The organism is Streptomyces sp. NPDC111656 (genome assembly GCF_055656965.1).
The window spans coordinates 185,947-202,476 of the sequence record NZ_JBVKCA010000006.1; the positions used below are offsets into that span (position 1 = coordinate 185,947).

General features: G+C 71.1%; 15 protein-coding genes. 2 read left to right on the forward strand and 13 right to left on the reverse strand.

Annotated elements, in window-relative coordinates:
* Window positions 1-23: 23 nt before the first annotated feature.
* The 7 genes from ACZ7M3_RS19795 to ACZ7M3_RS19825 all read right to left on the reverse strand — a co-directional run bounded on the left by ACZ7M3_RS19795 (window position 24) and on the right by ACZ7M3_RS19825 (window position 7,304).
* Complete coding sequence (locus ACZ7M3_RS19795; protein ID WP_054231141.1) at window positions 24-695, reverse strand: FadR/GntR family transcriptional regulator; 672 nt, start codon at window positions 693-695, stop codon at window positions 24-26.
* A 100-nt stretch (window positions 696-795) separates the two neighbouring features.
* A complete protein-coding gene (locus tag ACZ7M3_RS19800; RefSeq protein WP_472064797.1) occupies window positions 796-2,097 on the reverse strand; it encodes an amidohydrolase in 1,302 nt (433 codons plus the stop codon).
* Window positions 2,094-2,852 (reverse strand): nucleoside phosphorylase, encoded by a 759-nt coding sequence (locus ACZ7M3_RS19805; RefSeq protein ID WP_472064799.1) that lies wholly within the window; start codon window positions 2,850-2,852, stop codon window positions 2,094-2,096. The genes ACZ7M3_RS19800 and ACZ7M3_RS19805 overlap by 4 nt, the downstream gene beginning before the upstream one ends.
* Window positions 2,849-3,712 (reverse strand): ABC transporter permease, encoded by an 864-nt coding sequence (locus tag ACZ7M3_RS19810; RefSeq protein ID WP_472064801.1) that lies wholly within the window; start codon window positions 3,710-3,712, stop codon window positions 2,849-2,851. The genes ACZ7M3_RS19805 and ACZ7M3_RS19810 overlap by 4 nt, the downstream gene beginning before the upstream one ends.
* Window positions 3,712-4,746 (reverse strand): ABC transporter permease, encoded by a 1,035-nt coding sequence (locus tag ACZ7M3_RS19815; RefSeq protein WP_472064803.1) that lies wholly within the window; start codon window positions 4,744-4,746, stop codon window positions 3,712-3,714. Before ACZ7M3_RS19815 ends, ACZ7M3_RS19810 begins: the two co-directional genes overlap by 1 nt.
* Before the next feature lies 1 nt (window position 4,747).
* Entirely contained in the window at window positions 4,748-6,274 is a 1,527-nt protein-coding gene (locus ACZ7M3_RS19820; RefSeq protein ID WP_472064805.1) for an ABC transporter ATP-binding protein, read from the reverse strand.
* Window positions 6,255-7,304, reverse strand: a complete 1,050-nt coding sequence (locus tag ACZ7M3_RS19825; protein WP_472064807.1) for a BMP family ABC transporter substrate-binding protein — start codon at window positions 7,302-7,304, stop codon at window positions 6,255-6,257. The genes ACZ7M3_RS19820 and ACZ7M3_RS19825 overlap by 20 nt, the downstream gene beginning before the upstream one ends.
* Before the next feature lie 327 nt (window positions 7,305-7,631).
* Between ACZ7M3_RS19825 and mtnA the strand changes: the two genes are divergently transcribed.
* A complete protein-coding gene (mtnA, locus tag ACZ7M3_RS19830; RefSeq protein WP_472064809.1) occupies window positions 7,632-8,663 on the forward strand; it encodes an S-methyl-5-thioribose-1-phosphate isomerase in 1,032 nt (343 codons plus the stop codon).
* Between the two features lie 59 nt (window positions 8,664-8,722).
* Here the strand turns inward: mtnA and mtnB are convergent, their stop codons facing one another.
* From mtnB to ACZ7M3_RS19845, 3 genes are read right to left on the reverse strand one after another with little or no spacing between them, the layout of a single operon-like run.
* On the reverse strand, window positions 8,723-9,331 hold the full coding sequence (mtnB, locus tag ACZ7M3_RS19835; RefSeq protein WP_472064811.1) for a methylthioribulose 1-phosphate dehydratase: 609 nt from the start codon (window positions 9,329-9,331) through the stop codon (window positions 8,723-8,725).
* Complete coding sequence (gene mtnC / locus ACZ7M3_RS19840) at window positions 9,328-10,047, reverse strand: acireductone synthase (protein WP_472064813.1); 720 nt, start codon at window positions 10,045-10,047, stop codon at window positions 9,328-9,330. Before mtnC ends, mtnB begins: the two co-directional genes overlap by 4 nt.
* Window positions 10,044-10,643 (reverse strand): 1,2-dihydroxy-3-keto-5-methylthiopentene dioxygenase, encoded by a 600-nt coding sequence (locus ACZ7M3_RS19845; RefSeq protein WP_472064815.1) that lies wholly within the window; start codon window positions 10,641-10,643, stop codon window positions 10,044-10,046. The genes mtnC and ACZ7M3_RS19845 overlap by 4 nt, the downstream gene beginning before the upstream one ends.
* Window positions 10,644-11,111: 468 nt before the next feature.
* Here ACZ7M3_RS19845 and mtnK point away from each other — a divergent pair, with 468 nt between their 5' ends.
* A complete protein-coding gene (gene mtnK / locus ACZ7M3_RS19850; RefSeq protein ID WP_472064817.1) occupies window positions 11,112-12,029 on the forward strand; it encodes an S-methyl-5-thioribose kinase in 918 nt (305 codons plus the stop codon).
* A 143-nt stretch (window positions 12,030-12,172) separates the two neighbouring features.
* Here mtnK and ACZ7M3_RS19855 read toward each other — a convergent pair whose 3' ends face one another.
* From ACZ7M3_RS19855 to ACZ7M3_RS19865, 3 genes are all read right to left on the reverse strand, one after another.
* Entirely contained in the window at window positions 12,173-13,789 is a 1,617-nt protein-coding gene (locus ACZ7M3_RS19855) for a glycerol-3-phosphate dehydrogenase/oxidase (RefSeq protein ID WP_355431160.1), read from the reverse strand.
* 19 nt (window positions 13,790-13,808) lie between these two features.
* Entirely contained in the window at window positions 13,809-15,347 is a 1,539-nt protein-coding gene (gene glpK / locus ACZ7M3_RS19860) for a glycerol kinase GlpK (RefSeq protein WP_095855569.1), read from the reverse strand.
* 132 nt (window positions 15,348-15,479) lie between these two features.
* Window positions 15,480-16,274 (reverse strand): MIP/aquaporin family protein, encoded by a 795-nt coding sequence (locus ACZ7M3_RS19865; RefSeq protein WP_355308387.1) that lies wholly within the window; start codon window positions 16,272-16,274, stop codon window positions 15,480-15,482.
* Window positions 16,275-16,530: the final 256 nt, after the last annotated feature.

The window sequence follows — 16,530 nt, forward strand, 5'->3', positions numbered from 1 at the left end:
CCCCCGAGTCATCCGAGCTGTCCCTACAGGGTGCTGCGCAGCCACTGCTCCACGCTCGCGATGTGCACCGTCGCCCACGAGCGGGCCGCCTCCGCGTCCCGGTCCCGCAGAGCGGACAGGATCGCCCGGTGCTCGTGCAGGGTGCGGCTGACCGCGTCCTCCTGGGTGAGGCCGCGCCAGATCCGGGCCCGGGTGGTGGGCCCCGAGAGGCCGTCCAGCAGCGAGCACAGGACCGAGTTCCCGGAACTTTGCACGATGCCCCGGTGGAACTCCAGGTCGCAGGCGACGAGTTCCTCCACCGAGGGGGCGGCGCCCAGCGCGTCCAACTGGGAGGTCAGGGCGTGCAGTTGCTGCTCGCTGATCCGCGATGCGGCCATCGCCGTCGCGGCGGGCTCCAGGATCCGGCGCACGGCGAGGAACTCGAGCACCGTGTCGTCCCGGTGGAAGTCGACGACGAAGCTCAGCGCCTCCAGGAGGAGCTGGGGATCCAGGCTGGTGACGTACGTGCCGTCGCCCTGCCGTACGTCCAGGATGCGGATCAGCGAGAGCGCGCGCACCGCCTCCCGCAGGGAGTTCCGGGACAGCCCGAGGTCGGCCGCGAGCTCGCTCTCCTTGGGAAGCCGGTCGCCGGGGCGCAGCGTGCCGGAGACGATCATGCCCTTGATCTTCTCGATCGCCTCATCGGTGACTGCCATGGCCGACCTCCCTGTCACTCCGGATGTCGCTGAGTCATCCGATGTCTTGGGCCATTATGTGGGGTCACCAGGCCGAACGGACACACAATCCACGGTCGGATCAGGCGAGGGCCTCCAGATCGGCGAGGGTGGTGGCCTCGTCGAGCGTCGTGAGCACGCGGTCCCGCATCAGGATCCTGCCGTCGACGACGGTGTCCCTCACGTCCGCCGAGTGCGCGGCGTAGGCGAGCGTGGACCACGGGTTGTGCACCGGCCGCACCTGGGGCGCGTTCAGGTCGAGCACGATCAGGTCGGCGCGCTTGCCCGGCTCCAGGGAGCCGAGGTGGTCGCCGAGGCCCAGCGCGCGGGCACCCTCGAGGGTCGCCATCCGGACCGCCTGTTCGGCGCCCACCGCCGTGGGATCGCCGGCCGCCTTGTGGATCAGGGCCGCCTGCCGCACCGCCCCCAGCACGTCCAGCGTGTTCGAGCTGACCGCGCCGTCCGTGCCGAGTCCGACCGTCACACCCGCGCTCAGCAGGCGCGGCACCGGAGCGATGCCGCAGCCGAGTTTCAGATTCGAGACCGGACAGTGCGCGACGGAGGTGCCGGTGCGGGCCAGGGCCGCGATCTCGGGACCCGTCAGGTCCACGGCGTGCGCGATCAGCAGATCGGGTCCGAGCAGCCCGAGCGAGTCGAGCAGTTCCACGGGCCGCCTGCCGTGGCGGACCTCGACGGTGGCGACCTCGGTCGCGTTCTCCGCCGCGTGGAGGTGCAGCAGCGCGCCGAACTCCCGTGCCAGCGCGGCGATGTCGGTGAGCTGATCGGGCGAGAGCGTGTAGGTCGAGTGCGCGAAGAGGACGGGACGGGTGCCGGGCCGAGCCGTCGCGCGAGCGACCAGGTCACGGCGGGCCCACGCCATCCGGTCCTCGTACGCGATGCCGTCCGCGGGGTCGGGTACGTCCATGAAGGTCGGCCCGGTGTGCAGCCGCCAGCCCGCCTCCCGGGCGACCCGCTCGGCCGCCTCGTGGAACCAGTACATGTCGAGTGCCGAAGTGACCCCCGCCCGCACGCTCTCGGCGATCGCGGCCCGCACCCCCGCGGCGACGCTCTTCGGCGACAACAACGCCGCTTCCCAGCGCAGCACCCGCTCCAGGAAGCCCTGGAGCGTGACGTCGTCGGCGCGGCCGCGCAGCAGCGTCATCGCCAGGTGCGTGTGGGTGTTGACGAGGCCGGGCAGGACGAGACAGCCCGTCGCGTCGAGGGTCTCGGCGGCCTCGTACCGCGTGCGCAGCTCCTCGGCGGGGCCGACTTCACGGATCTCGCCGTCGCGGACCGCGACCGCGCCGGAGCGTACGAAGGTGCCCGCCTCGTCGACGGTGAGGACGTCCCCGCCGTGGACCAGCAGGTCGGCGTGCTCGCTCATGCGGCGCACGCCCTCTCTTCCGCCAGCAGACGCAGTGCTTCCAGCGCGACCACCGCACCGCGCTCCACGCCCGCCGCGACGACGTCGCGGTGCGGGTTGTAGCCGCCGGTGTTCTCCTCGTCGACCAGTTCGTCCGCGTTCGCGCCGTCGATCACGAGCACGCCGCCCGCGACGAGACCGCGCAGCGACGCGGTGACCAGCAGCGCGGACAGCTCCATCTCGATCGCCGCGAGGCCCGCGTGGTCGTAGGCGGTCAGCGGAATCAGGCCGGGCTGGAAGGCCGCCCGGGTCCACACGAGGCCCCGGTGGTGAGGTGCGTCCGCGGCGCGGGCCGCGCGCTGGAGCGCGAACACCGCTTCGGGGGACGAGACCGCCGGGTACTCCGGCGGCAGCAGTTGCTGGGTCACCCCGTCGTCCCGTACGGCCCCCTCCGCGACGACGAGATCGCCGTCCCCGATGCCCGGGCGCATCGCCCCGGCCGTACCGAACCGCAGGAAGGTCGTGACGCCCGCGTCGGCCAGCTCCTGGAAGAGCAGGATCGCGCCGGGCGCGCCGACTCCGTGCGAGGCGACGGTGACCGGCAGTCCCTTCCAACTTCCGCTGAACACACGGTACTCACGGTGGTAGGAGACCTCTTCGGCGCCGTCGAGCAGGGCGGCGACGGCCGCGGCGCGCGCCGGGTCGCCGACGACCACGGCGGACGGCGGCAGACCGGTGCGGGGTATCCGGGTGATGGGCAGCAGGTCCTGAGTCATGAGACGGCTCCAGCGGGGGTGGTGCGGCGACGGCGGGCCGTCGTGAGGAAGAGGGCGCCGAGCGTGACGACGTACGGCGCGGCGTCGGTCGCCTGCTGAGGCAGGCCGAGGCCCTGCAGACGGAAGCCGGCCGCCTCGGCGAGGCCGAAGAGCAGCGCGGCGAGCAGGACGCCCAGGGGCAGGGCGCGGCCGAGCATGACCGCGACGACGGCGATCCAGCCGCGCCCCGCCGTCATGTTCTCGGAGAACAACGTGACGTTGCCGAGGGCGAGTTGGGCCCCCGCGAGCCCGCACAGGACACCCGAGACGAGGACGGCCGCGTACTGGTACTTGGCTGGACTGACACCGAGGGTCGCCGCGGCCCGAGGTGCCTCGCCGACCCCGCGCAGGCGCAGTCCCCACACGTGCCGCGAGAGCATCAGCGTGGCCACCGCGACCGCGGCCCACGCCAGATAGGCGAGCGGGGAGAAGCCACCGACCAACGGCAGCCCGGCCAGTGACGGATCGTCGAAGGTGCCCTGTACACCGAAGACCGTACGCAGCAGGAAGCTGGTCAGGCCGACGGAGAGGAGGTTCATGGCGATGCCCAGCACCACCGCGTCCCCGCGCAGGGTCACCGCGCCGACGGCGAGGATCAGGGAGTACGCGGCGGCGGCGAGCGCGGCCGCGAGGACGCCGAGCCAGGGGCTGCCGGTGAACCAGCTCGTGGTCACGGCCGTGAAGCAGCCCATCAGCATCATGCCTTCGAGGCCGATGTTGAAGACGCCCGCCCGTTCGCAGAGCGCGCCGCCGAGCGCGGCCAGCAGGATGGGGGTGAGCGCGCGCAATGCCGACATGAGGAGATCGGAGTCGAAGAACATCAGACAGCAGCCTTCTTCCGGAGCCGGCCGCGCGGGAAGCGCAGCCGGGCCGCCAGGAACACGATGACGATGGCCTGCAGCACCTGCGTCAGTTCGCGCGGCACCTCGGTCGTGCGCTCCATCGAGAGCCCGCCGACCTGGAGCACGGCGAAGAAGAACGACGCCAGCACCGTGCCCAGCGGGGCCGCGCCCGCCAGCAGCGCGGCGGTCAGGCCCGTCCAGGTGTAGCCGGGGGCGGTGAGAGCCCCGTCGAGGAAGCGGTACGGGAAGCTCAGGACGCCGATCGCACCGACCAGCCCGGCCAGCGCGCCCGAGGCGGCCATCAGCCGCAGCGTCAGCCCCCTGCGCTCGACGCCCGCGTACGCGGCGAAACGGGAGTTGAGCCCGGTCATCCGGATCTCGTAGCCGATCGCCGTGTGCCGGTCGGTGAACCAGTACGTGGCCGCCGCCAGCGCGACCAGCAGCAGCCCGACCGTCACGGTCGACGAGCCGAAGGCCGGCAGCGCGACCCCGTCCGGCAGTTGCCGTGTCTGCGGGAGGCTGGAGCCGGGCTCCTTGAGCGGATAGCGGGCCAGGTAGGAGGCGAGCGACGACGCCGGATAGCTGAGCAGCAGGCTGCTCACCAGGAGCGGAACCCCGAAGTGGTTCTCGCACAGAGCGGCCAGGGCGGCATACCCGGCGCCCGCCGCCATGCCCGCGAGGAGCGCGAGAAGGACGGTGAGTGGTGCGGGCAGTGGCGCGTACAGCCCGGTGACGGCCGCGGCCATCCCGCCCAGCACCAGTTGGCCGTCCCCGCCGAGGTTGATGAGCCCGGCGCGCAGCGGGATCGCCAGCGCCAGGGCCAGGCCGAGGACGTTGGTGACGGTGGTCAGGGTCGATCCGATGCCATCGGCGCCGAGCGAGCCGCTCAGGACGGCGCCGTACGCGGTGAAGGGATCGGCGCCGGTGCCCACGAGGAAGACCGCGCCGATGACCACACCGGCGAGGACGGAGAAGGTGACGGGGGAGCGGAGGGCTCCCGCTATTCGGTTCATGTCAGTCTCCGACCTCCACCGGAGCCGCGCCGCCGGCCATGGCCAGCCCCAGCGTCCGTTCGTCCGCCTCGTCCTTCGGGTACGTCGCCGTCACGCGGCCCTCGTACATCACCAGCACCCGGTCCGCGAGCCCGCGGATCTCGCTGAGCTCGGCCGAGACCAGCAGGACGGCGTGGCCCGCGTCGCGGTAGGCGATCAACTCGTCGTGGATGTTCTGGATGGCGCCGATGTCGACCCCGCGCGTCGGCTGCTCCACCAGCAACAGCGGTGACTCGTGGGCGAGTTCGCGGCCGATCAGCAGCTTCTGGAGGTTGCCGCCGGACAGCGCGGAAGCGGGCACCTCGGGCGTGGCCGCCTTGACGCCGAAGCGTTCGACGAGCCGCCGCGCGTGGGCGCGTACGGCCGCGGGCGGCAACAGCCCGCGGGACGAGAGGGACGTACGGTGGTGGCCCATCGCGAGGTTGTCCGCGACCGACGCGGCGGGCGCCGTGCCCACCGCGTGCCGGTCCTCGGGTACGTAGGCGAGGCCTCGTGCCCGCCGTTCGGTCGCGGAGGCGTGCGTGATGTCCCGGCCCCGCAGGGTGACCCGCCCGGCCGTGACCCGCCGCAGTCCGGCCAGCGCCTCGATCAGCTCGCTCTGGCCGTTGCCCGCGACGCCGGCGATGCCGACGATCTCGCCCGCGCGGACGGTGAGCCCGATCTCGCGCACCGCGTCCGTGGTGAGATCCTCCACGTCCAGCACCACGTCGCCCGGGGTGCCCGGGGCGTGCACGCGGTCCAGCTCGACCGCGCGGCCCGTCATCGCGGCGGCGATCTCGTCGGCGGTCGTCTCGGCGGTGCGCAGCCGGGCGACGACGCGTCCGTCGCGCAGCACCGTGACGTTGTCGCTGCCCTCGAGGACCTCACGCAGCTTGTGCGTGACAAGGATCACCGTACGGCCCTGCGCGGCCAGCGACTTGAGCACCGCGAACAGGGCGTCGGCCTCCGCGGGGGTGAGCACCGCGGTCGGCTCGTCGAGGATGAGCGTACGGGCGCCGCGGTGCAACAGCTTCAGGATCTCCACGCGCTGGCGCAGCCCGACCGGCAGGTCGCCGACCCGGGCGTCCGGATCGACGGAGAGGCCGTGCTCCGCGGCGAGTTCGCGCACCCGGCGCCTGGCCGCCGCCCGGTCGACCAGACCGAAGCGGCGCGGCTCGGCCGCGAAGACGACGTTCTCGGCGACCGTCAGCGAGTCGAACAGCTGGAAGCTCTGGTGGACCATGCCGAGCCCGGCGGCCATGGCGGCACCGGGGTCCGCGAAGGTCACCGTACGACCGTCGATCCGTATCTCACCGGCATCCGGCCGCTCCATGCCGTACAGGACCGACATGAGCGTGGACTTGCCCGCGCCGTTCTCGCCCATCAGCGCGTGGATCTCGCCGCGCCGGACGGTCAGGTCGACGGCGTCGTTGGCGAGCGTGCCGGGGAACCGCTTGGTGATTCCCCGGAGTTCGACGGCGACCTCGGCGTCAGCTCGCTGCGGGGTCATCGACCTTCAGCTCCCCGGCGACGATCTGGTCGCGCAGCGCCTCGACCTTCGTCAGGACGTCCTTGTGCTGGGCGATGACGCACTTGGAGGAGTCGACGCCGGCCTCGAGACCGGTCAGGCTGATGCCACCCTCCTTCAGGCCGTACGACACGGTCGTGCCCGCCTTGCCGCCGAGGACCTGGTCGATGCCCTTCTCCACGGCGACGTCCGTGCGCTTGATCACATTGTCGACGACCGTGCCGGGCGAGGAGACGCACTGGTTGACGTCGACGCCGTACGCGAACGCGCCCTTGGCCTTCGCGGCCTCGAAGACGCCGTAGTTGCCGGCCGCGGCCGCCGCCATGATCTGGTCGGTGCCCTTGGACAGGAGGGAGTTCGCCTGCTCCTTCGCGCGCGCCGAGTCGTCGAACGGCGACTGGCCGCCGACGAAGCGCGTCGAGGTGGACGTCTTGGCGGCCACCTTCTTGGCACCGGCCGCGAACGGGTCGCTGTAGCGCCGGAACTGGGGCGTGTCGAGGACGTCCACCGCGCCGACCTTGCCGCTCTTGCTGAGCAGCCCGGCCTCGGCGCCCGCGAGGTACACGCCCTCGTGCTCGCGGAAGACCGCGCACCCGACGTTCTTGAACGTCTTCGTCGTGCACGCGTCGATCATCAGGAACTGCTGGTCGGCGTGGGCCTTGGCCTGCTGCGCGACCAGGTCGGCGAACTCGAAGCCGACCAGCACGATGACGTCGGGCTTGGTCTCCACCGCGGCCTGCACGTTCTGCTGCTGCGAGGCGGTGTCGGAGGACTCGTAGACCTTCTGCGTCCCGTCGTGCGCCTTGGCCGCGGCCTTCACTCCGTCGACCGCGAGCTTCAGGAACTCGTTCTGCCCGACGGCGTCGGGCGTGACCAGAGTGAAGGACTTGCCGCTGCTCTTGGCGCCTTCGGAGGAACTGTCCTTGGCGGCGGCGTTGCAGGCGGTGGCGAGCAGCGCGGTGCCCGCCGCGAGGGCGGCGAACTGGAGGGGGCGGCGACTTCTGCGGGACACGGGGGACATGGGGACGACCTTCCAGTGGGTGCGGCGGGGCACGCTGGGGCGGCAGCGCGAAGAGGGTGGAGCGGTGGGGGGTGGAGCTCGGGGTGAACGGCGGGAGCTGAACTGCGGTCAGCTACGACAGCCGTCGGCGGCGCACCGGCCGAAGTCGAGGAAGCGGCGCATCGTGAGCAGCACACGTCCTCCTTCACGTCGGCCTGGGGGCTGCGGGTGCTGGAGAGTAACACCGGTTTCAGGCCACGCGTCCGGCTGTCTCGAACTGTGGTTCGCAGAGGTCATGTACGGTGTCGCGCATCTTCGGAACATCAGGAGTGCCCCCCCATGCCCCAGGAACTGCGCGCCGTCGACTGGACCGGAAGCAGCCTCGCGCTCATCGACCAGACGGCCCTGCCGCACCGCACCGAGACCCGCGAGATCCGTGACGTGGACGGACTGGTGGACGCCATCCAGCGGCTCGTCGTGCGCGGCGCGCCGGCGATCGGGGCGGCGGGGGCGTACGGGGTGGCGCTCGCGCTGTTGCAGGGCGAGCGCGAGGGCTGGTCGGCCGAGGAGACGCGGGCGGCCGTGGCCCGCGTCCGTGCGGCGCGCCCGACCGCGGTGAACCTCATGGTGTGCGTCGACCGGGTGATGGCCCGCTTCGACGAGGGACTGGACGCGGTGCTCGCGGAGGCCGCGGCCGTCCAGCGCGAGGACGTCGAGGCGAACCGGGCGATGGGGGCGTACGGCGCGGACTGGCTGGTCAAGAAGGTCGGGGTGGACCGGCCGCTGCGGGTGCTCACGCACTGCAACACCGGTGCGCTCGCCACCGCCGGCTGGGGCACGGCGCTCGGCGTCATCCGTGAACTGCACGCGCGCGGCCTGGTCGAGGTCGTGTACGCCGACGAGACGCGTCCCCTCCTCCAGGGCTCCCGCCTCACCGCCTGGGAACTCGTCCAGGAGGGCATCGCGCACTACGTCCAGGCGGACGGCGCCGCCGCGGGCACGATTCTGAGGGGCGAGGTCGACGCGGCGATCGTCGGCGCGGACCGCATCGCCGCCAACGGCGACACGGCCAACAAGGTGGGCACGGTCGGGGTCGCCCTCGCCTGCGCGGACGCCGGAATCCCGTTCCTGGTGGCCGCCCCCACCACGACGGTCGACCTGGCCACGGCCACGGGTACCGACATCCACATCGAACTCCGCGGCGAGGACGAGGTACTGGAGTGGTCGGGCGTACGAACGGCGCCGGCGGAGTCCCGAGGCCACAACCCGGCCTTCGACGTCACCCCGGGCCGCCTGGTGACGGGCCTGGTGACCGAACGCGGGGTACTGGAGATATCGGCGGGCGAACTCCCGGCCCACCACCTGCGCTAGCTGCGGGAGCGGACTCACTCGGTGCTTTCCTCCCGGGTGAGTCCACCCGCCGCGGTGACTCAGCGGCTCGTCAGCTCCAACTCCAGCAGCCACTCCACCACTTCGGTGTGATGGCGGGCCCTGCGTGGGTCCGTGCCCCAGACGTACAGCCCGTGGCCTGCCACGACGACCGCCGGCATGCGGGGGTCGCGGGCCGCTTCCAGGCGGTCGCCCAGGACCGACATGTCCTGGCTGTTGGCGATGACGGGGAGGGTGACCTCGACGTCGTGGGCGGGCAGGCCGACGCCCTTGAGCATCTCCAGGTCCCGGAACACGATGCCCCCGGGCTCCCGGCGCCCCATGGCCACGGACGCGACCGTGTGGACGTGGACGACGGCTCCCGCACCCGTGAGCGCGGCCACGCGCGCGTGCAATTCGGCCTCCGCCGACGGCTTCCCGCCCGCGACCGCCGCACCCGAACCGTCCACCAGCACCACGTCGTCGGAGGTGAGTTCGCCCTTGTCGTGCCCGCTCGCGGTGACGGCGAGCCGCAGCGGGTCCCGGCTCAGGACGACGGACAGGTTGCCGGACGTGCCGCGCATCCAGCCGAAGGAGGCGAAGCGGGCCGACTCGGCGGCCAGGACCGCGCCCGCCTCCTTGAGGTCGAGGGCCGGTGTCTCGGCGGTCATGTGGTGCTCCTCGTGATGGTGATCTCGTCGAACGTCCCCGCCTGCGGGTGATCGCCGACGCCCTGCTCGTAGTACGGCTCCCCGGGGCGGCGTACCCCCACGGTCCGCCATCCGGCCGTCCGCGCCGCGTCCAGCTCGCCCGGCCGGTCGGAGAGGAAGAGCAGCCGGTCGGGCGCGGTGCCCAGCGCCGCCGCGATCGTCTCGTACGACGCCGGCTCCTGCTTGGGCCCCGCGTTCTCCGTGTCGTACAACCCCTCGACGAGCGGCAGCAGATCGCCCTCGGGGCTGGACCGGAACCACGCCCGCTGCGCCGCCACGGACCCCGACGAGTACACGTGCAGCCGTACGCCCGCCGCGTGCCAGGCCCGCAGCGCCGGGACGACGTCCTCGTAGAAGTGCGAGACGAGGTCGCCGCGCGCGAAGCCCTCGGACCAGATGATGCCCTGGAGCGTCTTGAGCGGGGTGGCCTTGCGATCCTCGTCGAGCCAGCCGTTCAGGGCCTTCTCGACACGGGCGGCGTCCGCGTCGGGCTCCGCGATCAGCTCCCGCACCTGCGCGGTCGCCCGCGCCACCGCCGGATCACCGCTCCGCTCCGAGAGCAGTGCTCCGAATCGGGAGCGGGAGTACGGGTACAGCACGTCCACGACGAACCCCGTGGCGCTCGTGGTGCCCTCGATGTCGAGCACCACGGCGTCCACGTCGAACCGGAGCGTCACGCCGTGGCCCGGTCCCGCTGGTACCCCGCGTCGATCGTGTCGAAGTCCGGGAAGCGGTCCGCGATCCGGTCACCGGTGAAGTTCCCGACCCAGCCGTCCTCCTCGTGGAAGAACCGGATCGCGGTGAACGACGGCGACGTACCCATGTCGAACCAGTGCGTCGTACCGCGCGGCACGCCCAGCAGGTCGCCCTTCTCGCACAGCACGGCATGCACCTCGCCGCCGACGTGGAGGTAGAAGATCCCGGACCCGGAGACGAAGAAACGCACCTCGTCATCGTCGTCGTGCGTGTGCTCCTGGAGGAACTTCGCGCGCGCGGCCTTCGCCTTGGCCGGGTACTCGGGGTCGTCGCTCGGGTGCAGCCCGAGGACGTCGACCGTCGTGAAGCCCTCCTCCGCGTTCAGCTTCTCGATCTCGGCACCGTAGGCGGCGAACACCGTGTCGCTGTCCGCGTCCGCGGGCACGTCCTCGCGGACCGGCCACTGCTCGAAGCGCACACCGATCGGCGCGAGCGCGGCGGCGATCTCGGCCGGGTCGGAGGTACGGCGCACCAGCGTCTCGGGTCCGGACTCGGGCCACGTCGTCAGCAGGGTCATGGGAGAAACTCCAAGGAGTGGATGGGGTGTCCGGATACCGAGACTGGCATCGGTGCCCGGCTCAGAGATGGTGCCCGGCTCAGAGATGAGGAGGGCGGCGTGCGGGAGGCGGGAGAGCCGGTGGTCAGCCGCGACATGTCGCGCCGGTGCAGCGGTGTGTCGCTGTCGCGCATGGTGTCGTCATCGGAAGCCTCACTGTCCAACGTCGTCCGGCGATGGTAACTCCCGCCCGGTGATCGGCCGAGTGTGACCAAGCGGTTGTTCCACATGCTGAGAAATGACGTCCAATACTTTGACGGCTGGCTGGAAACGTTCACATGATCTGCCTATGAAGACGCTGCTGCTCGTGCGGCGGCTGTACGTGGACTTGCTCCGGTCGACCACAGCCCGCTGTCGCTGACCTCCCCCCGGAGCGCTCAACCACGCCCCGCCCTTGGTGCGTTCCCCGTGAACCCGAGGCGCCCGCCCGTGTACGAGACGTATGCCGCCCCGGACAAGATCCCGGCGATCCACGGCTACGACTCCGACAACTACGCCCTCGTCATGGAGGACATGTCCGACCTGGAGGTGCTGCGCACGATCCTCAACGAGGGCGGCGCCTACGGCCCGGACACCTCCCGCTGTATCGGCGAGTTCGTCGCCCAGCTCTCCTTCGCCACCAGCGACTTCGGTATGCCCTCCGCCGAACGCAAGGCGCTGATCGCGGCCTCCGTCAGCCCCGAGCTGTGCAAGATCACCGAGGACGTCGTGCTCGGCGAGCCGTCCCTCGAGCACGAGCACAACCACTGGCACCCCGGCCTCGACGACCTCGCCGCCGCCTTCCGCTCCGACCCGCGGCTGCGCACCGAGGTCGCCGAGCTGCGCCACCTCTTCATGACCGGCGCGCAGGCCCTGCTCCACGGCGACCTGCACACCGGCAGCATCATGGTCGGTACGCGCGAGGGCGCCCCGGTGGTACGGGTCTTCGACCCCGAGTTCTCCTTCGTCGGCCCGATCGGCTTCGACCTCGGCCTGTACTGGGCGAACACGCTCGTCTCCGCGGCCCGCGCGGACGCGCTCGGCGTCGAGGGCGACCACGGCGACCAACTCCGTCTCTCCTGGGACGCGTTCAGGACGGAGTTCCGCCGCCTGTGGCCGACCCGCGTCGACACCTTCTTCGACGACGCCTTCCTCGACCGCTTCCTGGACCGCGTCTGGACGGAGTCCCTGGGCTTCGCCGGCGCGGAGATCGTCCGCCGGATCATCGGCTTCGCCCACCTCACCGACCTCACCACCCTGCCGGACCCGGTGCCCGCCTCCCGGCGCGCGCTGCTCCTCGGGCGCGAACTGATCGTGCGCCGCGCGGAGTTGACGTCACCCGAGGGCGTCGAGGCACTCCTGCGCTGACGGGCCGTCGGCCGACGGTCTGCGAGCCGTCGGTCGGTGGGGGCGTCCGTGGCCCGGTGGCGCACGCAGAGGGGCGGCTCCCCCCGTGGGAGCCGCCCCTCAAGTCGATCGGATCCTCCGCTCAGGATCTGATCACTTCTTGGTCACTTCTTGTCGAGCAGGTCCTGCACCTTGCCGCGGACCTCGTCCGTGGCGAGCCCGCGGATCGTCAGCGTCGTACGGCGGCGCAGCACGTCGTCCGTCGTCTCCGCCCACTCGTGGTCGCGGGCCCACACGACCTGCGCCCAGATCTCCGGGGCGTCCGGGTGGACGCGCTCGCCGAGCTCCGGGTTCTCGTTGGCCAGGCGCGCGATGTCGAAGGCCAGCGAACCGTAGTGCGTCGCCAGGTGCTTGGCGGTGTCGGCGCCCATACGGGGGCCGGGCGCCGGGCCGTCGACGAGCAGCCGGTGGGCGACCGCGCGCGGGTTGGCGACACCCGGCAGCGGCATCTTCTTCGGCAGCTCGGAGATCGGCTCGAAGTCCTCGCCCAGCGGGCGCCCCGGCAGCGACTCCAGCTTCTTCATGACCGTACGGCCGATGTGCCGGAAGGTGGTCCACTTGCCGCCCGCGACGGACAGCATCCCGCCACGGCCCTCCGTGACGACCGTCTCGCGCTTGGCCTTCGAGGTGTCGCCGGGGCCACCGGGCAGCACCCGCAGACCGGCGAAGGAGTACGTGATCAGATCACGGGAGAGCTGCTGGTCGCGGATGGAGAACGCGGCCTCGTCCAGGATCTGGGCTATGTCCTTCTCGTTGACCGCGACGTCCGCCGGGTCGCCCTCGTACTCCTCGTCGGTCGTACCGAGCAGCAGCATGTCCTCCCAGGGGAGGGCGAAGGTGATGCGGTACTTGTCGATCGGGGTGGCGAGCGCGGCCTTCCAGGGGGAGGTGCGCTTGAGGACCAGGTGCGCGCCCTTGGACAGGCGGATGGACGGCGCCGCGTTCGGGTCCTCCATCTTGCGCAGGTGGTCGACCCAGGGTCCGGTGGCGTTGAGGACGAGGTGCGCGTTGACGCCGAACTCCGCGCCGTTCGTACCGTCCTTGAGGTCCGCGCCCGTGACCCGGCCCTTGGTGAACCGCAGGCCGGTCACCTGCGCGTGGTTGAGCACGACCGCGCCCGCCTCGACGGCCGCGCGGACCGTCATCAGCGCCATGCGCGCGTCGTTCATCTGGTCGTCGCCGTAGACGGCCACGGCCTTGAGGTTCTCGGTGCGCAGCTCCGGCACGTCCTGCTGCGCCTTGGCCGGCGAGAGCAGGTGGCCGACGCCGTCACCGAACGCCGACAGCGCGGAGTAGGCGAAGACGCCCGCCCCGAGCTTCGCCGCGCCGTGCGGCCCGCCCTTGTACACGGGGAGGTAGAACGTGAGCGGGTTCGCGAGGTGGGGGGCCACCTGACGGGAGACCGCACGGCGCTCGAAGTGGTTCTCCGCCACCAGCTTCACCGCGCCGGTCTGCAGGTAGCGCAGACCGCCGTGGAGCAGCTTGGAGGAGGCGGAGGAGGTGGCGCCGGCGAAGTCGCCGGCGTCGACCAGAGCCACCCGCAGACCGGACTGCGCGGCGTGCCAGGCCGTGGAGATGCCCAGGATGCCGCCGCCGATCACGAGAAGGTCGTACGTCGCCTTGGAGAGCTGCTCCCGGGTCTCGGCGCGGCTCGGGTTGGAGCCGGAGGCCGGGTGCGTACCGAGGGCAGGCACGGACTGCAGGGTGGACTGACTGGTCATTGCGGGGTGTTACTCCTTGTCAGTTCTCGTCTTCGATCCAGCCCATGGTCCGCTCCACGGCCTTGAGCCAGCTCTTGTACTCACGGTCACGGATCTCCGCGTCCATGTTGGGGGTCCATTCCGCGGCCCGGCGCCAGTTGGCGCGCAGGTCCTCGGTGTTGGTCCAGAAGCCGACGGCGAGACCGGCGGCGTAGGCAGCGCCGAGGCAGGTGGTCTCGGCGACCATCGGGCGCACCACGGGGGCGTCCAGGACGTCGGCCAGGGTCTGCATCAGCAGGTTGTTGGAGGTCATGCCGCCGTCGACCTTGAGGGCCGTGAGCTCGACGCCGGAGTCCTTCGTCATGGCGTCGGTGATCTCACGGGTCTGCCAGGCGGTGGCCTCCAGGACGGCGCGCGCGATGTGCGCCTTGGTGACGTACCGGGTCAGACCGGCGATCACGCCGCGGGCGTCGGAGCGCCAGTACGGGGCGAACAGACCGGAGAAGGCCGGCACGAAGTAGGCACCGCCGTTGTCCTCGACCGAGGACGCGAGGGTCTCGATCTCGGCGGCGGACTTGATCAGGCCCATCTGGTCGCGCATCCACTGCACCAGCGAACCGGTGACGGCGATCGAGCCCTCGAGGGCGTAGACCGGAGCCTGGTCGCCGATGCGGTAGCCGACCGTGGTGAGCAGGCCCGAGTACGAGTTGATGATCTTGTCACCGGTGTTCATCAGCATGAACGTGCCGGTGCCGTACGTGGACTTGGCCTCGCCCTCGGAGAAGCAGGTCTGGCCGAACAGAGCCGCCTGCTGGTCGCCGAGCGCGGAGGCGACCGGGATGCCGCCGAGCAGCTCGCCGAGCCGACCGCCGGTCACCTCGCCGTACACCTCGGCGGAGGAGCGGATCTCCGGGAGCATGGCCAGCGGCACGCCGATGGACTCGGCGATCTTGTCGTCCCAGGCCAGGGTGTGCAGGTTCATCAGCATGGTGCGGGAGGCGTTGGTGACGTCGGTGACGTGGTGGCCGCCGTTCGCACCGCCCGTCAGGTTCCAGATGACCCAGGTGTCCATGGTGCCGAAGAGGATGTCCCCGGCCTCGGCGCGCTCGCGCAGGCCCTCGACGTTGTCGAGCAGCCAGCGGGCCTTGGGACCGGCGAAGTAGGACGCGAGCGGCAGACCGGTCTCGCGGCGGAAGCGGTCCTGGCCGACATTGCGGCCGAGCTCCTTGCAGAGCGCGTCGGTGCGGGTGTCCTGCCAGACGATGGCGTTGTGGACGGGCTCACCGGTGTTCTTGTCCCACAGCACGGTGGTCTCGCGCTGGTTGGTGATGCCGATGGCCTTGATGTCGTCGCGGGTGATGCCCGCCTTCTCGATGGCCCCGGCCACGACTTCCTGGACGTTGGTCCAGATCTCGGCGGCGTTGTGCTCGACCCAGCCCGGCTTCGGGAAGATCTGCTCGTGCTCCTTCTGGTCGACGGAGACGATGCGTCCGTCGCGGTCGAAGACGATGCAGCGGCTGGACGTGGTGCCCTGGTCGATCGCGGCGATGAAGGGGCCGGCGGTGTGTGCGTCGGTCACGGTGTGCTCCTGAAGGTTCCGTATGAAAGGGGCTGGCTCACGGCGTACTGCTCACGGCCTGACGGCGTATTGCTTACGGCTCGGAAAACCTTGCGGTTCAAGGAGGGCCCGAGGCCCGAAGGCCTCGGGTCTCTAAGCAAAGGCGACGTTGTAAAGGCCTGCAGCGATCGCGCCGCCGATCAGCGGACCGACGACCGGAACCCAGGCGTAGCTCCAGTCGGAGCCGCCCTTGTTCGGCAGGGGGAGCAGCGCGTGCACGATGCGCGGGCCGAGGTCACGGGCCGGGTTGATCGCGTAGCCGGTGGGTCCACCGAGGGAGAGGCCGATGGAGACGACCACCAGCGCGGTGATCAGGGCGCCCAGCGGGCCGAGGCCGTTGCCCTTGTCGTTGAGACCCTGCGTGAGGACCGCGAGCACCAGCACGACGGTCGCGATGATCTCCGTGGCGAGGTTCTGCACCGCGTTGCGGATCTCCGGGCCGGTGGAGAAGATACCGAGTACGGGACCCGCGCCCTTCTCCTCCGCCTCGACGGCCTTGGAACCAGAGGCCTGCGCGTCCGCAGCCCCCACGATGTCGGGGTCGGTCAGGTGCGCGTGGAACTGTCCGTAGTACACGACCCAGACCAGCGTGGCGCCGATCATCGCGCCGAGCAGCTGGCCGCCCCAGTACACCGGCAGGTTGTTCCAGCCGCCGTCCTTGATGGTCAGCGCCAGCGTCACGGCCGGGTTCAGGTGTGCGCCGGACAGCGGCGCGGAGGTGTAGACCGCCGTGAGGACCGCGAAGCCCCACCCGAAGGCGATGGCGAGCCAGCCGGCGTTTCTGGCCTTGGAGGCCTTCAGCGTGACGGCGGCACAGACGCCACCGCCGAGCAGGATGAGTATGGCGGTACCTATGGTCTCGCCGATGAAGATGTCGGAGCTGGACACCCGCGACTCCTTTGTCCTTCGTCCAGGGGAAGGCGAACCCCGGGTCCCTCCGGTGGTTCGCGCCCTCGGGGGTGAGGGCGATGCCGGCCCATGGCACTGTCACACTCTAACGCGTATTGCCGGTAGGTGTTCGACAATGCCGACCGATGGACGGGAGTCTTGCCCTGGGGTTACCAGCTCGTCAAGAGTTCCGTTATCGAAAACACGATCGTTATTGATCGCCGTGAGTTATCGATCTTGAGAGGCCTGGCCGGCT